The 21059-nt window shown below is 71.1% G+C and carries 20 protein-coding genes and 1 pseudogene; 7 read left to right on the forward strand and 14 right to left on the reverse strand.

All coding sequences use genetic code 11. The features are described 5' to 3' along the window. Nucleotides 1-163: 163 nt before the first annotated feature. From ABZ386_RS34455 to iolC, 6 genes and pseudogenes are all read right to left on the reverse strand, one after another. Nucleotides 164-292: pseudogene (locus ABZ386_RS34455) on the reverse strand (hypothetical protein); the annotation flags it as partial. A 133-nt stretch (nucleotides 293-425) separates the two neighbouring features. Then, entirely contained in the window at nucleotides 426-1928 is a 1503-nt protein-coding gene (gene mmsA / locus ABZ386_RS34460; RefSeq protein WP_351346553.1) for a CoA-acylating methylmalonate-semialdehyde dehydrogenase, read from the reverse strand. A 14-nt stretch (nucleotides 1929-1942) separates the two neighbouring features. Beyond that, the gene (iolD, locus tag ABZ386_RS34465) at nucleotides 1943-3820 is read right to left on the reverse strand and encodes a 3D-(3,5/4)-trihydroxycyclohexane-1,2-dione acylhydrolase (decyclizing) (protein WP_351346555.1); all 1878 of its coding nucleotides are present in this window, start codon (nucleotides 3818-3820) and stop codon (nucleotides 1943-1945) included. Beyond that, the gene (iolB, locus tag ABZ386_RS34470; RefSeq protein WP_351346557.1) at nucleotides 3817-4629 is read right to left on the reverse strand and encodes a 5-deoxy-glucuronate isomerase; all 813 of its coding nucleotides are present in this window, start codon (nucleotides 4627-4629) and stop codon (nucleotides 3817-3819) included. Before iolB ends, iolD begins: the two co-directional genes overlap by 4 nt. A gap of 10 nt (nucleotides 4630-4639) precedes the next feature. Further along, a complete protein-coding gene (locus tag ABZ386_RS34475; protein ID WP_358967526.1) occupies nucleotides 4640-5521 on the reverse strand; it encodes a deoxyribose-phosphate aldolase in 882 nt (293 codons plus the stop codon). Beyond that, nucleotides 5518-6468, reverse strand: coding sequence for a 5-dehydro-2-deoxygluconokinase (iolC, locus tag ABZ386_RS34480; protein ID WP_351346561.1), 951 nt, complete (start codon nucleotides 6466-6468; stop codon nucleotides 5518-5520). Before iolC ends, ABZ386_RS34475 begins: the two co-directional genes overlap by 4 nt. 369 nt (nucleotides 6469-6837) lie before the next feature. Between iolC and ABZ386_RS34485 the strand changes: the two genes are divergently transcribed. Next, nucleotides 6838-7038, forward strand: a complete 201-nt coding sequence (locus tag ABZ386_RS34485; protein WP_114252715.1) for a MerR family transcriptional regulator — start codon at nucleotides 6838-6840, stop codon at nucleotides 7036-7038. A gap of 59 nt (nucleotides 7039-7097) precedes the next feature. Here ABZ386_RS34485 and ABZ386_RS34490 read toward each other — a convergent pair whose 3' ends face one another. After that, on the reverse strand, nucleotides 7098-8141 hold the full coding sequence (locus ABZ386_RS34490; RefSeq protein WP_356617767.1) for a zinc-dependent alcohol dehydrogenase family protein: 1044 nt from the start codon (nucleotides 8139-8141) through the stop codon (nucleotides 7098-7100). A gap of 156 nt (nucleotides 8142-8297) precedes the next feature. Between ABZ386_RS34490 and ABZ386_RS34495 the strand changes: the two genes are divergently transcribed. Both ABZ386_RS34495 and ABZ386_RS34500 read left to right on the forward strand, forming a co-directional pair. After that, entirely contained in the window at nucleotides 8298-8537 is a 240-nt protein-coding gene (locus ABZ386_RS34495; RefSeq protein WP_114252719.1) for a heavy-metal-associated domain-containing protein, read from the forward strand. 139 nt (nucleotides 8538-8676) lie between these two features. Beyond that, nucleotides 8677-10914, forward strand: coding sequence for a heavy metal translocating P-type ATPase (locus ABZ386_RS34500; RefSeq protein WP_358967529.1), 2238 nt, complete (start codon nucleotides 8677-8679; stop codon nucleotides 10912-10914). A 605-nt stretch (nucleotides 10915-11519) separates the two neighbouring features. On the opposite strand, the gene ABZ386_RS34505 is transcribed toward ABZ386_RS34500, so the two are convergent. Both ABZ386_RS34505 and ABZ386_RS34510 read right to left on the reverse strand, forming a co-directional pair. Further along, nucleotides 11520-12809, reverse strand: a complete 1290-nt coding sequence (locus ABZ386_RS34505; RefSeq protein ID WP_114252723.1) for a citrate synthase — start codon at nucleotides 12807-12809, stop codon at nucleotides 11520-11522. 178 nt (nucleotides 12810-12987) lie between these two features. Then, nucleotides 12988-15267, reverse strand: a complete 2280-nt coding sequence (locus ABZ386_RS34510) for an ATP-dependent RecD-like DNA helicase (RefSeq protein WP_355716889.1) — start codon at nucleotides 15265-15267, stop codon at nucleotides 12988-12990. Between the two features lie 537 nt (nucleotides 15268-15804). On the opposite strand from ABZ386_RS34510, the gene ABZ386_RS34515 reads away from it, so the two are divergent. Next, nucleotides 15805-15975, forward strand: coding sequence for a hypothetical protein (locus ABZ386_RS34515; RefSeq protein WP_351346570.1), 171 nt, complete (start codon nucleotides 15805-15807; stop codon nucleotides 15973-15975). Here ABZ386_RS34515 and ABZ386_RS34520 read toward each other — a convergent pair. Together ABZ386_RS34520 and ABZ386_RS34525 are read right to left on the reverse strand one after the other, a co-directional pair. Then, complete coding sequence (locus ABZ386_RS34520; protein ID WP_351346572.1) at nucleotides 15953-16171, reverse strand: DUF397 domain-containing protein; 219 nt, start codon at nucleotides 16169-16171, stop codon at nucleotides 15953-15955. The genes ABZ386_RS34515 and ABZ386_RS34520 overlap by 23 nt on opposite strands. Then, nucleotides 16158-16982, reverse strand: a complete 825-nt coding sequence (locus ABZ386_RS34525) for a helix-turn-helix transcriptional regulator (protein ID WP_358967532.1) — start codon at nucleotides 16980-16982, stop codon at nucleotides 16158-16160. Before ABZ386_RS34525 ends, ABZ386_RS34520 begins: the two co-directional genes overlap by 14 nt. Nucleotides 16983-17307: 325 nt before the next feature. On the opposite strand from ABZ386_RS34525, the gene ABZ386_RS34530 reads away from it, so the two are divergent. Both ABZ386_RS34530 and ABZ386_RS34535 read left to right on the forward strand, forming a co-directional pair. Further along, nucleotides 17308-17631, forward strand: a complete 324-nt coding sequence (locus tag ABZ386_RS34530; RefSeq protein ID WP_358967534.1) for a hypothetical protein — start codon at nucleotides 17308-17310, stop codon at nucleotides 17629-17631. 32 nt (nucleotides 17632-17663) lie between these two features. Further along, nucleotides 17664-18032 (forward strand): DUF4345 family protein, encoded by a 369-nt coding sequence (locus ABZ386_RS34535; protein WP_351346578.1) that lies wholly within the window; start codon nucleotides 17664-17666, stop codon nucleotides 18030-18032. A 52-nt stretch (nucleotides 18033-18084) separates the two neighbouring features. On the opposite strand, the gene ABZ386_RS34540 is transcribed toward ABZ386_RS34535, so the two are convergent. Next, nucleotides 18085-18687: a CGNR zinc finger domain-containing protein gene (locus ABZ386_RS34540; protein ID WP_351346580.1), complete on the reverse strand. Its 603-nt coding sequence runs from the start codon at nucleotides 18685-18687 to the stop codon at nucleotides 18085-18087. A 78-nt stretch (nucleotides 18688-18765) separates the two neighbouring features. Between ABZ386_RS34540 and ABZ386_RS34545 the strand changes: the two genes are divergently transcribed. Continuing rightward, complete coding sequence (locus ABZ386_RS34545) at nucleotides 18766-19569, forward strand: MBL fold metallo-hydrolase (RefSeq protein ID WP_356500900.1); 804 nt, start codon at nucleotides 18766-18768, stop codon at nucleotides 19567-19569. A 7-nt stretch (nucleotides 19570-19576) separates the two neighbouring features. Here the strand turns inward: ABZ386_RS34545 and ABZ386_RS34550 are convergent, their stop codons facing one another. Together ABZ386_RS34550 and ABZ386_RS34555 are read right to left on the reverse strand one after the other, a co-directional pair. After that, complete coding sequence (locus tag ABZ386_RS34550) at nucleotides 19577-20224, reverse strand: dihydrofolate reductase family protein (RefSeq protein ID WP_356669094.1); 648 nt, start codon at nucleotides 20222-20224, stop codon at nucleotides 19577-19579. A gap of 371 nt (nucleotides 20225-20595) precedes the next feature. Further along, the gene (locus tag ABZ386_RS34555) at nucleotides 20596-20961 is read right to left on the reverse strand and encodes a hypothetical protein (RefSeq protein ID WP_114252735.1); all 366 of its coding nucleotides are present in this window, start codon (nucleotides 20959-20961) and stop codon (nucleotides 20596-20598) included. Nucleotides 20962-21059 lie beyond the last annotated feature (98 nt).

Below are 21059 nucleotides of genomic sequence, written 5' to 3' on the forward strand. Positions count from 1 at the left end.
TCGACCGGAGACCGAAGTGCGGGGCCTTCCAGGGGTGTACACGGAGTTTTCGGCGTACTGCGCGTGGTGTACGGCTTCGAGCTCGAGGGGGGCTGTGCGTTGCCGGGCGCGGGGTGCGTTGTGGCCTTTCGCGCAGTTCCCCGCGCCCCTGAAAAGCAGGCCCCTACGCCTCCGGTACTGACACCAGCCAGCGGGTCTCCCTGCGCGGGCGGAGGTACAGGGCCCAGTACAGGGTGGCCGCTGTGGTGATGCCGCCTGTCCAGAGGAGGTAGGTCGGGTCCTGCTGGGCCATGGGCCACAGTCATTTGCGCGTTAACGTTGCATCGAGGCTTTCCGCGCCACGGGCGTGGCGGGTGCGGGAACCGCAGGGCGGGTGCGCAAAAAAATGGGGCCGTCCGCCATGCGGACGGCCCCGGGCGCGAGGGTCAGTGGTTGCGCGGGAAGCCCAGGTCCACGCCCGTCGGGGCGTCGGCCGGGTCCGGCCAGCGCGTGGTGACGACCTTGCCGCGGGTGTAGAAGTGCGTGCCGTCGTTGCCGTAGATGTGGTGGTCGCCGAAGAGCGAGTCCTTCCAGCCGCCGAAGCTGTGGTAGCCCACGGGGACCGGGATCGGGACGTTCACGCCGACCATGCCGGCCTCGACCTCCAGCTGGAAGCGGCGGGCCGCGCCGCCGTCCCGCGTGAAGATCGCGGTGCCGTTGCCGAACGGCGAGTTGTTGATGAGGTCCAGGGCCTCCTCGTAGGTCTCCGTGCGCAGCACGCACAGGACCGGGCCGAAGATCTCGTCCTGGTAGGCCTTGGCGCTGGTCGGCACCTTGTCGAGCAGGGAGATGCCGATCCAGTGGCCGTCCTCGAAGCCGTCGACGGTGTAGCCGGTGCCGTCGAGGACGACCTCGCAGCCTTCGGCCGCCGCGCCCTCGACGTAGGAGGCGACCTTGTCGCGGTGGACCTTCGTGATGAGCGGGCCCATCTCCGACGTCGGGTCGTCGCCGGGGCCGATCTTGATCTTCTCGGCGCGCTCGCGGATCTTCTCCACCAGTTCGTCGCCGATGGCGCCGACCGCGACGACCGCGGAGATGGCCATGCAGCGCTCGCCGGCGGAGCCGTAGGCCGCGCTCACCGCCGCGTCGGCAGCCGCGTCCAGGTCGGCGTCCGGCAGGACCAGCATGTGGTTCTTGGCGCCGCCGAGCGCCTGGACGCGCTTGCCGTTGGCGGAGGCGGTGGTGTGGATGTAGCGGGCGATCGGGGTGGAGCCGACGAAGGAGACGGCCTTGACGTCCGGGTGCTCCAGGAGGCGGTCGACGGCCACCTTGTCGCCGTGGACGACGTTGAAGACGCCGTCGGGGAGACCGGCCTCCGCCAGCAGTTCGGCGAGCTTGACGGACGCCGACGGGTCCTTCTCCGACGGCTTCAGCACGAACGTGTTGCCGCACGCGATGGCGATCGGGAACATCCACATCGGCACCATCGCCGGGAAGTTGAACGGCGTGATGCCCGCGACGACGCCGAGCGGCTGGCGGAGGGACGAGACGTCGACGCGGCTCGCCACCTGCGTCGACAGCTCGCCCTTCAGCTGCACGTTGATGCCGCAGGCCAGGTCGACGATCTCCAGGCCGCGGGCGACCTCGCCGAGGGCGTCGGAGTGGACCTTGCCGTGCTCGGCGGTGATCAGCTCGGCGATCTCGTCGCGGTGGGCGTCGAGCAGCGCCCGGAACTTGAAGAGGATCGAGGTGCGCTGGGCCAGGGAGGACTGGCCCCAGGTGGCGAAGGCCTCCTTGGCGGCGGCGACCGCCGCGTCCACCTCGTCGACCGAGGCGAACGCGACCTTCGTCGTGACCTCGCCGGTCGCCGGGTTGGTCACCGGCCCGTGCGTGCCCGAGGCGCCTTCGACGGTCTTGCCGCCGATCCAGTGGTTGACGATCTTCGTCATGGCCGGGAACTCCTTCACAGATGGCGGCGTCGGGTGGAGACGTGCCGTTCGTACAGCTCACGTGCCTTGACCGCGGACGGTCGTGTCGCGGTCTCGGCCACGGGTACATCCCACCAGGCCTGCGCCGGGGGCGCGCCCGACACTGTGTCTGCCGTTTGGGTCTCCACGTAGACACATGTGGGAGTGTCGGCGGCCCGGGCCTCGGCGAGGGCCTCCCGCAGGTCCCGCACGGTCTTGGCGCGCAGCACGCGCATGCCGAGGCTGGCCGCGTTGGCGGCGAGGTCGACGGGCAGCGGCGGGCCGGTGAACGTGCCGTCCTCGGCCGGGTAGCGGTAGGCCGTGCCGAAGCGCTCGCCGCCGACCGACTCGGACAGGCCGCCGATCGAGGCGTAGCCGTGGTTCTGGATGATCAGGACCTTGATCGCGACGCCCTCCTGCACGGCCGTGACGATCTCCGTCGGCATCATCAGGTACGTGCCGTCGCCGACCAGGGCCCACACGGGCCGGTCCGGGGCGGCCAGCTTCACGCCGATCGCGGCCGGGATCTCGTAGCCCATGCAGGAGTAGCCGTACTCCAGGTGGTACTGGTCGCGGGACCGGGTCCGCCAGAGTTTGTGCAGGTCGCCGGGGAGGGAGCCGGCCGCGTTGATGAGGATGTCCGACTCGTCGACGAGTTCGTCCAGGGCGCCGAGGACCTGCGGCTGGGTCGGGCGGATGTCGGGCTCGTCCACCTCGTAGCAGGCGTCGACGCGCTGTTCCCAGCGCTCCTTGTCCTCGGTGTACTCGGTGGCGTAGGTGCCGGCGACCCGGTGCGCGTGCAGGCGCAGGGCGTCGGTGAGTTCCTGAAGGCCGCTGCGGGCGTCCGCGATCAGGGCCTGCCCGGCGAGCTTGTGGCCGTCGAAGGGGGCGATGTTGAGGTTCAGGAACCGGACGTCCGGGTTCGCGAAGAGGGTGCCGGAGGCGGTGGTGAAGTCGGTGTAGCGGGTGCCGACGCCGATCACCAGGTCGGCCGTGCGGGCCAGTTCGTCCGCCGTGGCCGTGCCGGTGTGGCCGATGCCGCCGACGTCCTGGGGGTGGTCGTGGCGCAGGGAGCCCTTGCCGGCCTGGGTGGAGGCGACCGGGATGCCGGTGGTCTCGGCGAACTCGGCGAGCGCCTCCTCGGCGCGGCTGTGGTGGACGCCGCCGCCCGCGACGACCAGGGGCCGCTTGGCCGCCCGGATCGTCCGCACGGCCTCGGCCAGTTCCGCCGGGTCGGCCCCGGGGCGCCGGACGGTCCAGACCCGCTCGGCGAAGAACTCCTCGGGCCAGTCGTACGCCTCGGCCTGCACGTCCTGCGGCAGGGCGAGGGTGACGGCGCCGGTCTCGACGGGGTCGGTGAGCACGCGCATCGCGTTCAGCGCCGAGGGGATCAGCGCCTCGGGGCGGGTGATCCGGTCGAAGTACCTCGACACCGGGCGCAGGCAGTCGTTGACCGACACGTCACCGGCGTACGGCACTTCGAGCTGCTGCAGGACCGGGTCGGCGGGGCGGGTGGCGAAGATGTCGCCGGGCAGGAGCAGAACCGGCAGGTGGTTGACGGTGGCGAGGGCGGCGCCGGTGACCAGGTTGGTGGCGCCCGGGCCGATGGAGGTCGTCACCGCGTGCGTGGAAAGGCGGTTCGACTGGCGGGCGTAGCCGACCGCCGCGTGCACCATGGCCTGTTCGTTGCGGCCCTGGTGGTACGGCATCTCCTCGGCGTGCTCCAGCAGCGCCTGGCCGAGGCCGGCGACGTTGCCGTGGCCGAAGATGCCCCAGGTGGCGCCGATGAGCCGCTGCCGGACGCCGTCGCGCTCGGTGTACTGGGCGGCGAGGAAACGGACCAGCGCTTGTGCGACGGTCAGGCGGGTGGTCATCGGTACCCCTCCGTGTGGTCCGGGTGGAAGCAGATCCGCCACTCCCTGGTCTCCCCCGGACCGGCCATGACGTTCAGGTAGTACATGTCGTGGCCGGGCTGGGCGATCGACGGGCCGTGCCAGCCGTCGGGGACGAGGACGGCGTCGCCGGAGCGGACCTCCGTGAGGACGTCGGACCCGCCCTCACGCGAGGGGAATACGCGCTGGTAGCCGAAACCGTTCGGACCGTCGATCTCGAAGTAGTAGATCTCCTCCAGCTCCGACTCCTCACCGGGCCGGTGCTCGTCGTGCTTGTGCGGCGGGTACGAGGACCAGTTGCCGCCGGGTGTGATCACCTCGACCGCGATGAGCTTGTCGCAGTCGAAGGCGTCGGCGGAGGCGAAGTTGCGGACGCGGCGCAGGCAGGTGCCGCTGCCGCGTTCCTCGACGGGGACCTCCGGCGCGGGGCCGTAGCGGGCGGGGAGTTGTCGCTCGCACTTCGCTCCTGCCAAAGCAAAGCGGCCTCCCGCGCCGGAGGCGATCTGGACCCGGGCGTCACGGGGCGCGTACGCGAAGTCGGTGACCGACGCGAACACGTTCTCCCGGCCCGAGAGGGGGAACTCTTCGTCCTCGACGCGCACGGTGCACGCGCCGGACAGGGGCAGCACGATCCACTCGCTGTCCCCGGTGGTGAAGGTGTGCGTGCCGCCGGGCGTCAGCTCCACGATCCGCAGGCTGCTGTGCGTCCAGCCGGCCCGCTTGGGGTCGATGTCCAGGACGTAGTTCACGTCGGAGGTGGTGCCCTTGGGGACGTACAGCTCACTGGTCATGAAGCGGCCCTCACAGGAGTCCTACGGCGGTGTCCACGGCGGCGGCCACGTCACCGTCCGCCGGGTACAGCAGGGAGCGGCCGACCACCAGCCCGCGCACGGTGGGCAGTTGCAGGGCGACGCGCCACTTCTCGTACGCCCCGTCCTGGTCGTCCCCGACCTCGCCGCCCAGCAGGACGGCGGGCAGTGTGGAGGCCGCCATGACCTCGGCCATGTCGTCGGGGTTGGCGGTGACCGGCACCTTCAGCCAGGTGTAGGCGGAGCTGCCGCCGAGGCCCGAGGCGATGGCGATCGACCGGGTGACGGCCTCGGCGGACAGGTCGTTGCGCAGCCGGCCCGTCTCGTCGCGGCGGCTGATGAACGGCTCGACGAAGACGGGGAGCTTGCGGGCCGCCATCGCGTCGACGGCCCGGGCGGTGGACTCCAGAGTGGTGAGCGAGCCCGGGTCGTCGTAGTCGATGCGCAGCAGCAGCTTGCCCGCGTCGAAGCCGAGGCGCTCGATGTCCTCGGGGCGGTGGCCGGTGAAGCGGTCGTCGAGTTCGAAGCGGGCGCCCTGGAGGCCGCCGCGGTTCATCGAGCCCATGACGACCTTGCCGTCGAGGGCGCCGAGCAGCAGCAGGTCGTCGAGGATGTCGGCGGTGGCGAGGACGCCGTCCACGCCCGGGCGGGACAGGGCGAGACAGAGGCGTTCGAGGAGGTCGGCGCGGTTGGCCATGGCCATGCTGCGGCCGCCGACGCCGAGGGCGCCGCGGGCCGGGTGGTCGGCGGCGACGATCATCAGCCGGCCGTTGTCGTTCAGCAGCGGGCGCCGGGTGCGGCGGGCGGCGGCCTCGGCGATCGCCTCCGGGCGGTGGCTGCGCAGCCGGACGAGTTCACAGACGTCGACGCTCACTGGACGGCCCCCGCGGTGACGGCCGCCTCGATCTCGTCCGGGGTGGGCATCGCGGAGGAGCACTCCAGGCGGGAGGCCACGATGGCACCCGCGGCGTTGGCGTGCCGCATGGTCTTCTCCAGGTCCCAGCCGGCCAGCAGGCCGTGGACGAGGGAGCCGCCGAAGGCGTCGCCGGCACCGAGGCCGTTGAGGACGTTCACCGGCAGCGGCGGGACCTCGGCGCTCTCGCCGCGGCTGTTGACGGCCAGCACGCCCTTGGGGCCCTGCTTGACGACGGCCAGTTCGACACCGGCGTCCAGGAGGGCGCGGGCGGCGGCGTGGGGTTCGCGCACGCCGGTGGCGACCTCCACCTCGTCGAGGTTGCCGACCGCGACGGTGGTGTGGCGCAGGGCCTCCTCGTAGAAGGGGCGGGCGGCCTCGGGGTCCGTCCAGAACATCGGGCGCCAGTCGAGGTCGAAGACCGTCGTGCCGGACTTGGCGCGGTGGGCGAGGGCCGCGAGGGTCGCCGTCCTGCTGGGTTCCTCGCTCAGGCCCGTGCCGGTGATCCAGAAGACGCGGGCGTCGCGGATCGCGTCGAGGTCGAGCTCGTGGGCGTCGATCTCCAGGTCGGGGGCCTTGGGCTGCCGGTAGAAGTACAGCGGGAAGTCGTCCGGCGGGAAGATCTCGCAGAAGGTGACCGGGGTGGGCAGGCCGGGGACGGGGGTGACCCAGCGGTCGTCCACGCCGAAGCCCTTCAGCGCCTCGTGCAGGTAGGTGCCGAAGGGGTCGTCGCCGGTCCGGGTGATCACCGCGGTGTGCCGTCCCAGGCGGGCCGCGGCGACCGCGACGTTGCTCGCCGAACCGCCGAGGAACTTGCCGAAGGACGTGACCTGCGGCAGCGGGACGCCCGTCTGCAGCGGATACAGATCCACTCCGATCCGCCCCATGGTGATCAGGTCGTACGCCATCGGTGTCCCCTCGGTGTCGGCTCTCCCCGGCTTTGTAGCCCCCTTCACGAAGCCCTGTCAATGTTTTGTCCGGACATTCGGACCAGATCATGACAGCGCTTTCGGCGTGACCTGGTCCGGGTACCGCGTCAAGGCGCCCCGCCGACACTCCGGCGCGCGCCTTTGCCCCGGCTGTGTCACAAACACCCCCTTCCTGTCACGCATGTCGCGTGTACGCGGACCTTCCGTCACACCCGGCGCACAGGCCCTGCCCCGGGTCACGGGGCGTCGTTGACCGGACACAGGCTTGTTGATCACCAGCGCAGCACCCGGCTCCCCCGGACGGCCGCCCCCGGCCGCCGCCGTGGTGCTCGCGGGGAGGTGCACGTCATGACCGACCGAAGGCTCTGGTCCTACAAGGAGATCGCCGCACACATCCGGGTGCAGCCGGACACCGTGCGGTCCTACCGCAAGCACGGCCTGCTGCCCCCGCCCGACCACGTCGAGGGCGGCAAGCCCTACTGGTACGCCGACACCGTCCGGGCCTGGGTCGCCTCCAGGCCCGGCAACCGCGCCCGAAGAGCCGACTGATCCACTCCGCCCCGATCCCGTGCCCCACCACCGCGTGGGGCACGGTCGTCTACAGGCCGTCAGCTCCAGGGCTCGATGACCGTCGCCCCCGCTCCCGGTGCCGTCCCCATCGCGGCCAGCGCGGACGGGGCCCCGGCCAGGGGGATCGTGGACGTCACGAGCAGGTCGGGGCGCAGCACACCACCGCGGACCAGCTCCAGCATCGGCGGGTAGCCGTGCGCGGCCATGCCGTGGCTGCCGAGGAGTTCCAGCTCCAGGGCGATCGCGCGGGCCATCGGCACGGGGGTCGTGCCGTCCGGCGAGGGCAGCAGGCCGACCTGGACGTGCCGGCCGCGGCGGCGCAGGCCGTTCACGGAGGCGGCGCACGTGACCGGTGAGCCGAGGGCGTCCAGGGAGAGATGGGCGCCGCCGCCGGTGAGGTCGCGGACCGCCGCCGCGGTGTCCGGCACGGCTCGCGCGTCCACGCACCGGGCCGCGCCGAACTTCCGCGCCAGGTCCAGGGCCGCGGCCGACACGTCGACGGCCACGACCCGCGCTCCCGACGCCGCCGCGATCATCACCGCCGACAGCCCGACCCCGCCGCAGCCGTGCACCGCCACCCACTCCCCCGCCGCGACCCGCCCCTGCCGCACCACCGCGCGGTACGCCGTGGCGAACCGGCAGCCGAGGGAGGCCGCCGTCGCGAAGGACAGGTCCCCGGGGAGCGCCACGAGGTTCACGTCGGCGTGGTCCAGCGCCACGTACTGGGCGAAGGAGCCCCAGTGCGTGAAACCGGGCTGGGTCTGGCGCTCGCACACCTGGTGGTCGCCGGCCGCGCAGGACGGGCAGGTGCCGCAGGCGCAGACGAACGGCACGGTGACCCGGTCTCCGGGCCGCCACCGGCCCACCCGGGCGCCCACCGCCTCGACGACCCCGGCGAGTTCATGCCCGGGCACGTGCGGCAGGGTGATGTCGGGGTCGTGGCCCTGCCAGCCGTGCCAGTCGCTGCGGCACAGCCCCGTGGCCTCGACCCGCACGACGACCCCGTGCTCCGCCGGCTGCGGATCGGCGACCTCCCGCACCTCGGCCGTCTCCCCGTACCGCTCGAACACGACGGCCCGCATGGACCCACCCGCCTTCCGTTCATGACCGGCCAGGGCAGGAACGCTATCCGCTCGCCGGGCGCCCGACGTGAACTCATACCCCCTAGGGGTACAGTGGGGTGTAAGGATCCCTCAGCGGACCCCACAGCCCCACACGCCTCGACGAGGAGTAACGACATGACCGCCCAGACCGACACCACGGGCTCCGTCACCACCGTCTACAAGGTGAGCGGCATGAGCTGCGGCCACTGCGAGGGCGCCGTCTCCGGCGAGATCTCCCAGATCTCCGGCGTCAGTTCGGTGACGGCCGTGGCCAAGACCGGCGAGGTCACCGTCGTCTCGGCGGCCCCGCTCGACGACGAGGCCGTGCGCGCCGCCGTCGACGAGGCCGGTTTCGAGCTGGCCGGCCGGGCCTGAGACCCCGGTCCGGGCAAGCAGCCAGGTCTGAGACCCGTCGGCCCTGGCACTCGTACCGACGTACGGGCCGTACGCCGCCGCCCCGGCCCGTACGGCCCGTTCCGCTTCCCGGGCGCACCGCACCACCTGGAGTACGGACATGACCAGCACCACCGCCAAGGCGCCGACGGACGGCGAGCCCGCCCTCGCGGAGGTCGAGCTGCTCATCGGCGGGATGACCTGCGCCTCCTGCGCGGCCCGCGTCGAGAAGAAGCTCAACCGCATGGACGGCGTCACGGCCACGGTGAACTACGCGACGGAGAAGGCCCGCGTCACCTACCCCGCGGGCACCGAGGTCGCCGACCTGATCGCCACCGTGGTGAAGACCGGGTACACCGCCGAGGAGCCCGCGCCACCGCGCGAGGAGGCGCCCGGGGCCGGTGAGGACCCCGAGCTGTCGGCGCTGCGCCGGCGTCTCGTCGTCTCCGCCGCCCTCGCCGTCCCGGTGGTGCTGATGGCGATGGTCCCGGCGCTGCAGTTCGACAACTGGCAGTGGCTCTCGCTCACCCTGGCCGCCCCGGTCGTCGTCTGGGGCGGACTGCCCTTCCACCGCGCGGCCTGGACGAACGCCCGGCACGGCGCCGCCACCATGGACACGCTGGTCTCCCTGGGCACGCTGGCCGCGTTCGGCTGGTCCCTGTGGGCGCTGTTCCTCGGTGACGCGGGCATGCCGGGCATGCGGCACCCCTTCGAGTTCACCGTCTCGCGCGGGGACGGCGCCTCCTCGATCTACCTGGAGGTCGCCTCCGGCGTCACGGCCTTCATCCTGCTCGGCCGCTATCTGGAGGCCCGTTCCAAGCGCCGCGCGGGAGCGGCCCTCAAGGCGCTCATGGAGCTGGGCGCCAAGGAGGTCGCCGTCCTCCGCGACGGCCGCGAGGTGCTGATCCCGGCGCAGCGGCTGGCCGTCGGCGACCGGTTCGTCGTACGGCCCGGCGAGAAGATCGCCACCGACGGCACGGTCGTCGAGGGGACCTCCGCGGTGGACGCCTCGATGCTGACCGGCGAGTCGGTGCCGGTGGACGTGGCGGCCGGGGACACGGTCACGGGCGCGACGGTCAACGCGGGCGGCCGGCTCGTCGTCGAGGCCACCCGGGTCGGCGCCGACACGCAGCTCGCGCGGATGGCGAAGCTGGTGGAGGACGCGCAGAACGGCAAGGCCGAGGTGCAGCGGCTCGCCGACCGGATCTCCGGGATCTTCGTGCCGGTCGTGCTGCTGATCGCCGCCGGCACGGCCGGGGTGTGGCTCGGGCTGACCGGCGACGGCGTCGCCGCGTTCACCGCGGCCGTCGCGGTGCTGATCATCGCCTGCCCGTGCGCGCTGGGCCTGGCCACGCCGACCGCGCTGATGGTCGGCACGGGCCGGGGCGCCCAGCTCGGCATCCTCATCAAGGGCCCGGAGGTCCTGGAGTCCACGCGCCGGATCGACACGGTCGTCCTGGACAAGACCGGCACGGTCACCACCGGCCGGATGACCCTCCAGGAGGTCCACCTCGCCGAGGGGGCCGACGAGAAGGAGGTGCTGCGACTCGCGGGCGCCGTCGAGCACGCCTCCGAGCACCCCGTGGCCCGGGCGATCGCCCTGGGCGCCGAGGAGAGGGCCGGACAGCTCCCGGAGGCCGAGGAGTTCCGGAACGTCCCCGGGCGGGGCGTACGCGGGCGTGTGGAGGGCCGTGAGGTCGCCGTGGGGCGGCTCTTCGACGTCGTACCGCCGGAGCTGGCCCGCGCGCGGGACGCGGCCGAGCGGGCCGGGCGCACGGCGGTGCCGGTCGGCTGGGACGGGACGGCGCGGGCCGTGCTGACCGTGGCGGACGCGGTGAAGGAGACCAGCGCCGAGGCGGTGCGCGAGCTGCGGGCGCTGGGGCTCACGCCGGTGCTGCTGACCGGGGACAACCGGGCGGTGGCCGAGGCGGTGGCCGCCGCCGTCGGAATCGACCGGGTGGTGGCGGAGGTCCTGCCCGAGGACAAGGTGGACGCCGTACGGCGGCTGCGGGCCGAGGGCCGGGTCGTGGCCATGGTGGGCGACGGCGTCAACGACGCGGCCGCGCTGGCCACCGCCGACCTGGGCCTGGCCCTGGGCACCGGCACGGACGCGGCGATCGAGGCGGGCGATCTGACGCTGGTGCGCGGGGACCTGCGGGTGGCCGCGGACGCGATCCGGCTGTCCCGCCGGACGCTGGCCACGATCAAGGGCAACCTCGTGTGGGCCTTCGGCTACAACGTGGCGGCGCTGCCCCTGGCCGCCGCGGGGCTGCTGAACCCGATGATCGCGGGGGCCGCGATGGCCTTCTCGTCCGTTTTCGTCGTCACGAACAGCCTGCGACTGCGGACATTCCGGTGAAGTACCCCGAATTCGCCCTAAGTTCGCGGCGAACGTGATTTGAGCCCCTCTGGAGTCCCGGGCCCGGCTCACATAAGCTCTTCACAAGGCTCGCGCATCATCCTTACGCTTGAGTCCCGGATGGCATATCCGGGCTCTTGCGCATCTAACGGACATACGCAAGAGACGCAGATCACAGTGATGTGAACGTAACCATTCAAGGGGTTCGAAGGTCTAAGTTGACGATGTCAGGGAGCGTCTTGGGGGGCGCCACCTGGCATCTGGAGATGTCTTGGGGGACCTCTCCAGAGATGCGTTGCCGGGGCACGTACACCGGGAAGCTTTGAGCGGCCCTCCCGGGCGTGCGCTGTCCCGGCAGATCGCACACCAAGCAGTACGGCGAGTTTTGCTCGTTGTGCTCACACAGCGATTCAGGCGCTGTCCTCACAGACGCCCGGCCGGATCCCGTGGGGGGAATCCGAACCGGGACTGGGAAGGCGCCCTGGTCGTCGGCCCGTGGGGGGACCGGCGCTCCAGGGCGCCTTCTTTTTTCGCCGCCCGCTCCGCACACGCGAAAGCCCCCGCACCCGGCAACCGGATACGGGGGCCCGAAGCGGTACTGCGGCTCAGCGCTCCTCGACGGGAACGAAGTCGCGCTCGACCACGCCCGTGTAGATCTGGCGCGGGCGGCCGATGCGGGAGCCCGGCTCCTTGATCATCTCGTGCCACTGGGCGATCCAGCCCGGCAGCCGGCCGAGGGCGAACAGGACCGTGAACATCTCGGTCGGGAAGCCCATGGCCCGGTAGATCAGGCCCGTGTAGAAGTCGACGTTCGGGTAGAGGCTGCGCGAGACGAAGTAGTCGTCGGAGAGCGCGTGCTCCTCCAGCTTCAGGGCGATGTCCAGCAGCTCGTCGGACTTGCCGAGCGCGGAGAGGACGTCGTGCGCGGCGGCCTTGATGATCTTGGCGCGCGGGTCGAAGTTCTTGTAGACCCGGTGGCCGAAGCCCATCAGGCGGACGCCGTCCTCCTTGTTCTTCACCTTGCGGATGAAGGAGTCCACGTCGCCGCCGGAGTCGCGGATGCCCTCCAGCATCTCCAGCACGGACTGGTTGGCGCCGCCGTGCAGCGGGCCCCACAGGGCGTTGATGCCGGCGGAGATCGAGGCGAACATGTTCGCCTGCGAGGAACCGACCAGGCGGACCGTGGAGGTCGAGCAGTTCTGCTCGTGGTCCGCGTGCAGGATCAGCAGCTTGTCGAGCGCGGAGACCACGACCGGGTCGAGCTCGTACTCCTGCGCGGGGACCGAGAAGGTCATGCGGAGGAAGTTCTCGACGTAGCCGAGGTCGTTGCGCGGGTAGACGAACGGGTGACCGATCGACTTCTTGTACGCGTACGCCGCGATCGTCGGGAGCTTGGCGAGCAGGCGGATGGTGGAGAGGTTGCGCTGGCGCTCGTCGAACGGGTTGTGGCTGTCCTGGTAGAACGTGGACAGCGCCGAGACGACCGAGGACAGCATGGCCATCGGGTGGGCGTCCCGCGGGAAGCCCTTGTAGAAGTTCTTGACGTCCTCGTGCAGCAGGGTGTGCTGCGTGATGTCGTTCTTGAACGCCGAGAGCTGGTCGACCGTCGGCAGCTCGCCGTTGATCAGCAGGTAGGCGACCTCCAGGAAGGTGGAGCGCTCGGCCAGCTGCTCGATCGGGTAGCCGCGGTACCGCAGGATGCCCGCTTCGCCGTCCAGGTAGGTAATGGCGGATTTGTACGCGGCGGTGTTGCCGTAACCGCTGTCCAGCGTCACCAGACCGGTCTGGGCGCGGAGCTTTCCGATGTCGAAGCCCTTGTCACCGACGGTGCTGTCGATCACCGGGTAGGTGTACTCGCCGTCGCCGTACCGCAGTACTACAGAGTTGTCGCTCACGTCTTCCCTCACCGACGTTGTGCCTCATCTTCGAGGTGCCCTGACTGTCTCTACCATCCCCCACTTGGCTCAGGAGAGTGCACTCGGGGTCGACCATCGGGCCTACTGACGGCACTGAGTGCCGCCAACTTGCTCATCCTGCCCCCTGTGTTCCCCTTCTGGAAGTGGCTTGTGACCTTCACGACTCATTTGATCGATCATTTTTCGTGGAACCGAGCCGGAAGTCGAGTGCCGTGCACCTCCGGCCCGCCGAAACCGTGCGCACCGCCTGGCCGATCGCCTTGCGGGAACCGACGAGGACGACCAGCTGCTTGGCCCGGGTGACCGCCGTGTAGAGCAGGTTCCGCTGGAGCATCATCCAGGCGCCCGTGGTGACCGGGATGACCACCGCCGGGTACTCGCTGCCCTGGGAGCGGTGGATCGTCACCGCGTACGCGTGGGCCAGCTCGTCGAGCTCGTCGAACTCGTACGGAACCTCCTCGTCCTCGTCCGTCAGCACCGTCAGGCGCTGGTCGACCGGGTCGAGCGAGGTCACCACGCCCACGGTGCCGTTGAAGACCCCGTTCTCGCCCTTCTCGTAATTGTTGCGAATCTGGGTGACCTTGTCGCCGACGCGGAACACCCGTCCGCCGAACCTCTTCTCGGGCACGTCGGGGCGGCCCGGGGTGACGGCCTGCTGGAGCAGGCCGTTCAGGGTGCCCGCGCCCGCCGGGCCCCGGTGCATGGGGGCGAGGACCTGGACGTCGCGGCGCGGGTCCAGGCCGAACTTGGCGGGGATACGACGGGCCGCCACGTCCACGGTGAGCCGCCCGGCGGCCTCCGTGTCGTCCTCGACGAAGAGGAAGAAGTCCTTCATGCCGTCGGTGACGGGGTGTTGGCCGGCGTTGATCCGGTGCGCGTTCGTCACCACGCCGGACTGCTGGGCCTGGCGGAAGACCCGCGTCAGGCGGACGGCCGGGATCGGGCCGCCGTCGGCCAGGAGGTCGCGCAGGACCTCGCCGGCGCCCACGCTGGGCAGCTGGTCCACGTCCCCGACGAACAGCAGATGCGCCCCCGGCGGTACGGCCTTCACCAGCTTGTTGGCGAGGAGCAGGTCCAGCATGGACGCCTCGTCGACGACGACCAGGTCGGCGTCGAGCGGGCGGTCGCGGTCGTAGGCCGCGTCGCCGCCGGGCTTCAGCTCCAGCAGCCGGTGGACCGTGGAGGCCTCGGCGCCGGTGAGCTCGGACAGGCGCTTGGCGGCCCGGCCGGTCGGGGCGGCGAGCACGACCTTCGCCTTCCTGGCGCGGGCCAGCTCCACGATCGAGCGGACCGTGAAGGACTTGCCGCAGCCGGGGCCGCCGGTGAGGACGGCCACCTTCTCGGTCAGCGCCAGCTTGACGGCGGCCTCCTGCTCGGGGGCGAGGTCGGTGCCGGTGCGGGTGCGCAGCCAGCCGAGGGCCTTGTCCCAGGCCACCGTCCGGAAGCCCGGCATCCGGTCCTCCTCCGTGCGCAGGAGGCGCAACAGCTGGGCGGACAGGGAGAGTTCGGCGCGGTGGAAGGGGACGAGGTAGATCGCGGTGACGGGCTCCCCGCCGTCCGGGCCCGGCACCTTCTCCCGTACGACACCGGGGTCCCCGCCGTCCTCCGGGACCTCGGCCAGCTCGGCCAGGCACTCGATGACCAGGCCGGTGTCGACCTGGAGCAGCTTGACCGCGTCCTTGATCAGCTGCTCCTCCGGGAGGAAGCAGTGTCCCTGGTCGGTGGACTGGGACAGCGCGTACTGCAGGCCCGCCTTGACCCGCTCCGGGCTGTCGTGCGGGATGCCCACGCTCTGGGCGATCTTGTCGGCGGTGAGGAAGCCGATGCCCCAGACGTCGGCGGCGAGCCGGTAGGGCTGGTTCTTCACGACGGAGATGGAGGCGTCGCCGTACTTCTTGTAGATGCGGACCGCGATGGACGTGGACACCTCGACCGTCTGGAGGAAAAGCATGACCTCCTTGATGGCCTTCTGCTCCTCCCAGGCGTCGGCGATCTTCTTCGTCCGCTTGGGGCCGAGGCCGGGGACCTCGATGAGCCGCTTGGGCTCCTCCTCGATGATCTTCAGGGTGTCCATGCCGAAGTGCTGGGTGATGCGGTCGGCGAAGACCGGGCCGATGCCCTTGACCAGACCCGAGCCGAGGTAGCGGCGGATGCCCTGGACGGTGGCCGGCAGGACCGTCGTGTAGTTCTCCACGTGGAACTGCTTGCCGTACTGCGGGTGGGAGCCCCAGCGGCCCTCCATGCGCAGGGACTCGCCGACCTGGGCGCCGAGGAGCGCGCCGACGACCGTGAGGAGGTCGCCTGCGCCTCTGCCGGTGTCGACCCGGGCGACCGTGTAGCCGTTCTCCTCGTTGGCGTATGTGATGCGCTCCAGCACGCCTTCCAGCGTGGCCAGCCGCCGCTCGCCCGCCTGGGAGGCCCCCGCCTGATCGGTCATGATCCGACCGTACCGCCCGGGTACGACAGCGGCGGCGGGCGCGGACCGGAAACGCCTTCGCAGGCCCTGACATAAAGCGACCGATCAGTATGCGGACAGGGGCTCAGTTTTCACGGTGAATTCACAGGAAAGCGCCGAAGCTTTACAGTTCAAGAATGCGGGACGCCCCTTTTGTTCTCCATTCCCATGGGAGAATCCAGGGGTTCATCAAAGGGGGGCGGGACTCGATTCCGGAGCGACCGTGACGCTGATGTCTCCTCCCGGCCCTGACACCCCTCGGCGCGCGCACACCGCGGGAGCGCTGCTCGTCGGCCTGTGCGCCGTCAGCACGTTGACGCTGCTGGTGATGGCTCCGGCGCTGTCCGGGGACCACGCGGTCGTGGCGCCGGGCCCTTCGGCAGCGCGCGAGAACACCCCCGGCACTCCCCCTTTGAACCGGACACCCGAACCGGAATTCCGCCCCCTTCCGAGTCCGGGGCCGGGCTGATTCGACTCCGCCCGTTTCCCTCTCCCCGGACCGAATGACGACGAGGAACGATGTCACCCCAGGCCCAGAGCGTCGCCCTGTGGATCTTGTCCCTGGCCATCAACATCACGGCGGCGTGCGCGGGGATCGCGTGGGGCTGGGAGGCGTTCGCGCAGTTCCTGCTCCCGGCGTTCGGGTCGGTGGTGGGGGCGTCGCTGGTCAGCTACAGCTTGCGGCGGTGAGGTGACCGGCCTTGAGGGCGGTGACGAACGCGGTCCAGCAGGGCGGTGAGAGGAGCAGGATCGGGCTGTCGGGGGTCTTGCTGTCGCGGACGGGTACGTCAGGTCGGCTGGGGGCGACTTCGAGGCATTCGCCTTGCGGCGTCTCGCCTCCGCTGTAGCTGGACTTGTACCACCCGGTGATTTCAGTGCTGGCCATGCGCGTGTTCCTCCGCTGCCGTCCTGACGAGGGCGAGTGAGTCCTGTTGTGACAATGCGTCACCCAGTGCAAGAGCGTAGGCCGACTGCGCGGTGCTCACCAGGGCCGGATCGTCCATCAAGTTGCCGGTCCTGAACGCTTCGGCGTAGGCCACGGGTGCGGAGTCTTCGAAGCTCATGAGTGTGAGCAGGCTCTCGAGGAGTGCGTGTGCGCCCACGTCGTACGGAACGACATGCAGACACAGCCGTCCTGACTCGGCCAGGTCCCCGATCTTCTGCAACTGTTCGGCCATGACGCGGGGACCGCCGACTCGCCGCCTGAGGACGGCTTCGTCGAGGAGCGTCCAGACGACCGGCCTCGACGGATCGTCCAGCAGTCGGCCCCGCCGCGTTCTGATGACAACGACCTCGTCAAGTTCCTTCGCGGTGTGGTTCGGCCGATAGGCACCGAACACGGCTCGCGCGTACTCAGGAGTCTGGAGCAGGCCTGGCACCAGCGTGAGCGCGAACTGCTGGATCACTGTCGCCTGTTGTTCCAGCTCGACCACACGCGCGAAGTCGTCGCGGAAGTCCGAGTCGAGGTCCGCCAGCCAGCGGACGAAGAACCCGTCCGTCCCCAGCGCCCGGTCGATCCGCTGGGCGTCATCGGGGTTGGGCAGGCGCCGCCCGGCCTCGAAACGGCTGATCAGCGTGGGCGAGCACACGACCTGGTCGCCCAGTTCCTCCTGGGTGAGCCGGGCGGCCGTTCGCCTCAGCCGAAGTTCCTCTCCGTACTTCTGACGTGGTGTCCGAGCCGTGCGGCGTTCGTCCATGCGGCCAACTCCTCTTCCTGACAAGCGCGATGTCAAGCTCCGACCCCTGGCAGCGTAGCCAGAGCCGACCCCACTCTGTGAGCGATTCACCACAGAACGCAGTCACCCCAGGTGAGAGAAGGCAGGCAGTCGTGACAGACCTCATCGCCCAACTCCTGGAGCCGCTCCTCCGTCTCCTGTTCCCTCCCCGAGGGAGGCGACGGCGATCGGCGGCACCGCCCGTGTGCCCGTACGTCTGCCCGGCAGCCCGGCTCCCCGACGAGCGCCCGCTCCGGGGCGAGGACAACCAACTGGTCCGCCCTTACCTGCGCGTGGGGGCCAGCGCATGAGCGACGGAGCAGATCACCACAACGCGGGCGGCCGGCTGCTGCCGTGGGCGAGCCCCGAGGGCCGGCCGTGCTACCTCGTCGGCGACGGGACCGGCTACGTCTCGCGGCTCGCCGACGAGATCGAGAACGTGCAGCTCGGCATGGCGGGCGAGTTGCTGGGCCATGCCTGCGAACTCCTCACGGAGCGCCGGGTGACGAGCGTGGAACTGCACTATCTGGCCCGGCGGCTGACCGAGTCACTGCGGGACGTCAAGCGGATCGCGGAGAGCAGAGGAGGGCGGCTCGTACGCAGCCCCGCGCATGACCCGGGAGGTAATTGAGGCCCGTGCGCACCGGCGGCACCCTCCTCACCATGTCCTCTCTCCTCATCGGCGCCGTCGCCCTGTTCTTCCTGGGGATGGGCCTCTTCGGGCTCGTCGCCCCCGGCGCGCTCATCCGGCCCTTCGGGATCGAACTGACCGGTCCGGAGGCCCGTGCCGAAGTCCGGGCGGTGTATGGGGGGTTCGGCGTCGCCGTCGGTGCGCTCCTCGCCTGGACGGTCCTCGGCGCCGCCGGCGGTCTGCGGTCGGGAGTGGTTCTCACGGTGGCCGTGTCACTGGCCGGGATGGCGTTCGGGCGGCTCGTGGCGCGTGCGGTGGAACGGCCGTCGGCGTTCTGTCCGTCCTGGTTCTACTTCTGGGTCGAGGCAACAGGGGCCGCGCTGCTGATCAGTTGCGCGTAGGCCACGCCTCCGCTCTGCCCTCGGCTGAAGCGCCGTCCCGGCCGCGGGCGGGTCAGCCCCCCTTGCTGCGACGGGCGTACGCCCGAGCCGCCCGTGCCCGGTCCCCGCAACGGGTCGAGCACCACTGGCGGCGGCCGTGGCGGAGCAGAAAGCGGTTGCAGGGCGGGGAGCCACACGCGGTGAGGCGTTCGGCGTCGGGGGAGGTGAGCAGGTCGGCGGCGTCGGCGGCCAGGGTGGCCAGGGCCAGGTCGACGATCGCGGTGGTGGGGTGGGGCGCCGTGCGGTAGGGGCCGGTCTCGTCGTCCCAGCGCAGCAGCGGGGCGGTGGGGACCCGGGTCATCGCGTCGTTGATGGCAGAGACGGCTGCGGGGAGGGCGGGCAGCCCCTCGGCGCGGGAGGCGAACAGCGATCTGATCTGTTCGCGCAGCGAGCGCAGTTGGGCCGCGCACATCTCCCGCATACCCGCGTCGACCGGGGCGAGGCCGCGCTCCGTCAGCCAGTGGTTCGCCTGCGCGGGGGTGCCCAGGAGGTCGATCGTGTGCCCGCCGGGCAGCGCCATCGCGGTGTTGGCGAGGGCGAGGGAGGGGTGCTCCTGCTCGCCCTGCGCGGGGGGCGGAGCGGGTTGCTCGATCACGGACTCTTCCACGCTTCTCATGGTACGGGTTGCCTCCATCCGTGAGAAACGGCTACGGTCTTCTCACGGTTCAACCACGTCTATCCGTGAGGTGTCTCCGTGTCCTCTCTTCCCGTGACGGCCGACCGCTTCCCCGTCCGCGTCTTCGGCGGCCCGACCGCCCTCTTCGAGTACGGCGGTCTGCGCTTCCTGACCGACCCGACCTTCGACGCTCCCGGCGACTACTTCCGCGACGGCGAGCGGATCCTGACCAAGACCGCGCCCTCCGCCGCCACCCCCGCCGACCTCGGCCGCGTCGACGTCGTACTGCTCTCCCACGACGAGCACGACGACAACCTCGACACCAGCGGCCGGGCCCTGCTCGCGGGCATACCCCTGACCCTGACCACGCCCGGCGGCGGCAAGCGCCTGGGCGAGAGCCTGGGAGAGAGGGCCAAGGGTCTCGCCGACTGGGAGTCCGTCGAGCTGGACCGGCCCGACGGCGGCACGGTCACCGTGACCGGCGTCCCCGCGCTGCACGGCCCCGGCCGCCGCGAGGAGGTCGAGCCGGTCACCGGCCAGGTCGTCGGCTTCGTCCTGACCGGCGAGGGACTGCCCACCGTCTACGTCAGCGGCGACAACGCCTCCCTCGACGCGGTCCGCGCGATCGCCGACCGCTTCGCCCCCGTCGACACCGCCGTCCTCTTCGCCGGGGCTCCCCGCTTCCCCGTGCTCTTCGACAACCAGGTCCTCGTCCTGGACAGCGCGATGGCCGCCGAAGCCGCCGAGATCCTCGGCGCCCGTCGGGTCGTCCCCGTCCATTACGACAGCTGGGCCCACTTCACCGAGGGCCGCGAGGAACTGGCCGCCGCCTTCACCGCCGCCGGGCTCGCCGACCGGCTGGACTGGGGCAAGGGCGTCTGAGCTGCCGTCACTTCCGCCAGAACAGGTGATGGACCACCCCGCTCGGGCTCGGCACCACATCGCAGTGGAAGCGGTCGAGCAGTTCCTCGGGGGACTCCCAGAGCTGTGAGCCGGACCCGATGACCACGCCGGGCGAGACCGCCACGTGCAGCGTGTCCACCAGGCCGGCGTCGAGGAACTCCCGGATGGTGGCCGCCCCGCCGCCGAGCCGGACGTCCTTGCCCCCGGCCGCCTCGCGCGCCTGCTCCAGGACCTCGGCCGGGTCGCCGCCGACGAAGTGGAACGTGGTGTCGGAGAGGGTGAACGAGGGCCGCTCGTAGTGGGTCATGACGAACACCGGCGTGTGGAACGGGGGTTCCTCGCCCCACCAGCCCTTCCACTCGTGGTCCTGCCACGGGCCGCGGTGCGGGCTGAACTTGTTGCGCCCCATGATCTCGGCGCCGATGTTGTTGTGGAAGTCGCGCGTGAGGTAGTCGTCCAGGCCGCGGCTGCCGCCGGGGTCGGTGCGGTTCGGCCAGCTCGCCGTCGCACCGGCCCAGGCGAACATCTGCCCGGGGTCGGCGTGGCCGAACGGCCGCTCCAGGCTCTGGTGCTCCCCGGCACCGTACCCGTCACTCGAGACGTTGAAGTTCTGCACGCGCAGCAGCTGGGACACAGCGCTCCTCCTGAGATCGACCGGTGCCAGGGGAAGACCGCCCGGGCCGGCGAAACTCATCGGCCCGGGCCCGACGAACTTCCCGGTTCAACCGACCCGGCGGATTCCCGGGCAACGGGCCTGGCTATTTCCCGGGTCACCCGGCCCGGCGGCTTTCCTGGCTCACCCCGCCCAGCGGATTCCCGGGCTAACGGGCTCGGCGGATTCCCCGCCTCGACCGGCCCGGCCGATTCCCCGCCTCGACCGGCCCGGCTGATTCCCCGGCTCACCCGGGCCCGGCGCATTCCCCGGCTCACCCGGCCCTGCGGATCCCCCCGGCTCACCCGACCCGGCCGATCCCCCGGCTCACCCGAGCCCGCCGGTTTCCCCGCTCACCCCGCCTGCGCCACCACATGGTCGATCACCCGCTGGAAGTCCTCACTCGGCGAGAACTCCACGAACTCGCTGTCCTCCAGGGCCACCGGCACATGGCCGGGGCCCCAGTAGTAGGCCTGCCCCGCCACGTACTCCTCCTCGCCGGCGGCCGTGCGCATCCTGATCCGGCCCTTCAGCAGGTAGCCCCAGTGCGGGCACTGGCACGCGTCGTCGGGCATGCCCTTGAGCGCCGGGCCCATGTCGGTGCCCTGGGGCAGGGTGATGTAGCCCACCGACAGGCCGCCGCCGATCGGCATGATGCGCAGTTCCACTCCGTCGCCTTCGAGGGCGACGGGTACGTCGCTCCGGGTCGCCGCTGTCATGGCTCCTCCGCTCCGGCCCGGCCGGGCCTCGGGAAAACGGCCTCCTCCCTCCAGCGTGGACCGCCGCCGGACCGGCCGCGACATCACGATCCGGTCAA

Origin of the sequence: Streptomyces sp. NPDC006140 (genome assembly GCF_040628815.1) — a bacterium.
GTDB lineage: Bacteria > Actinomycetota > Actinomycetes > Streptomycetales > Streptomycetaceae > Streptomyces.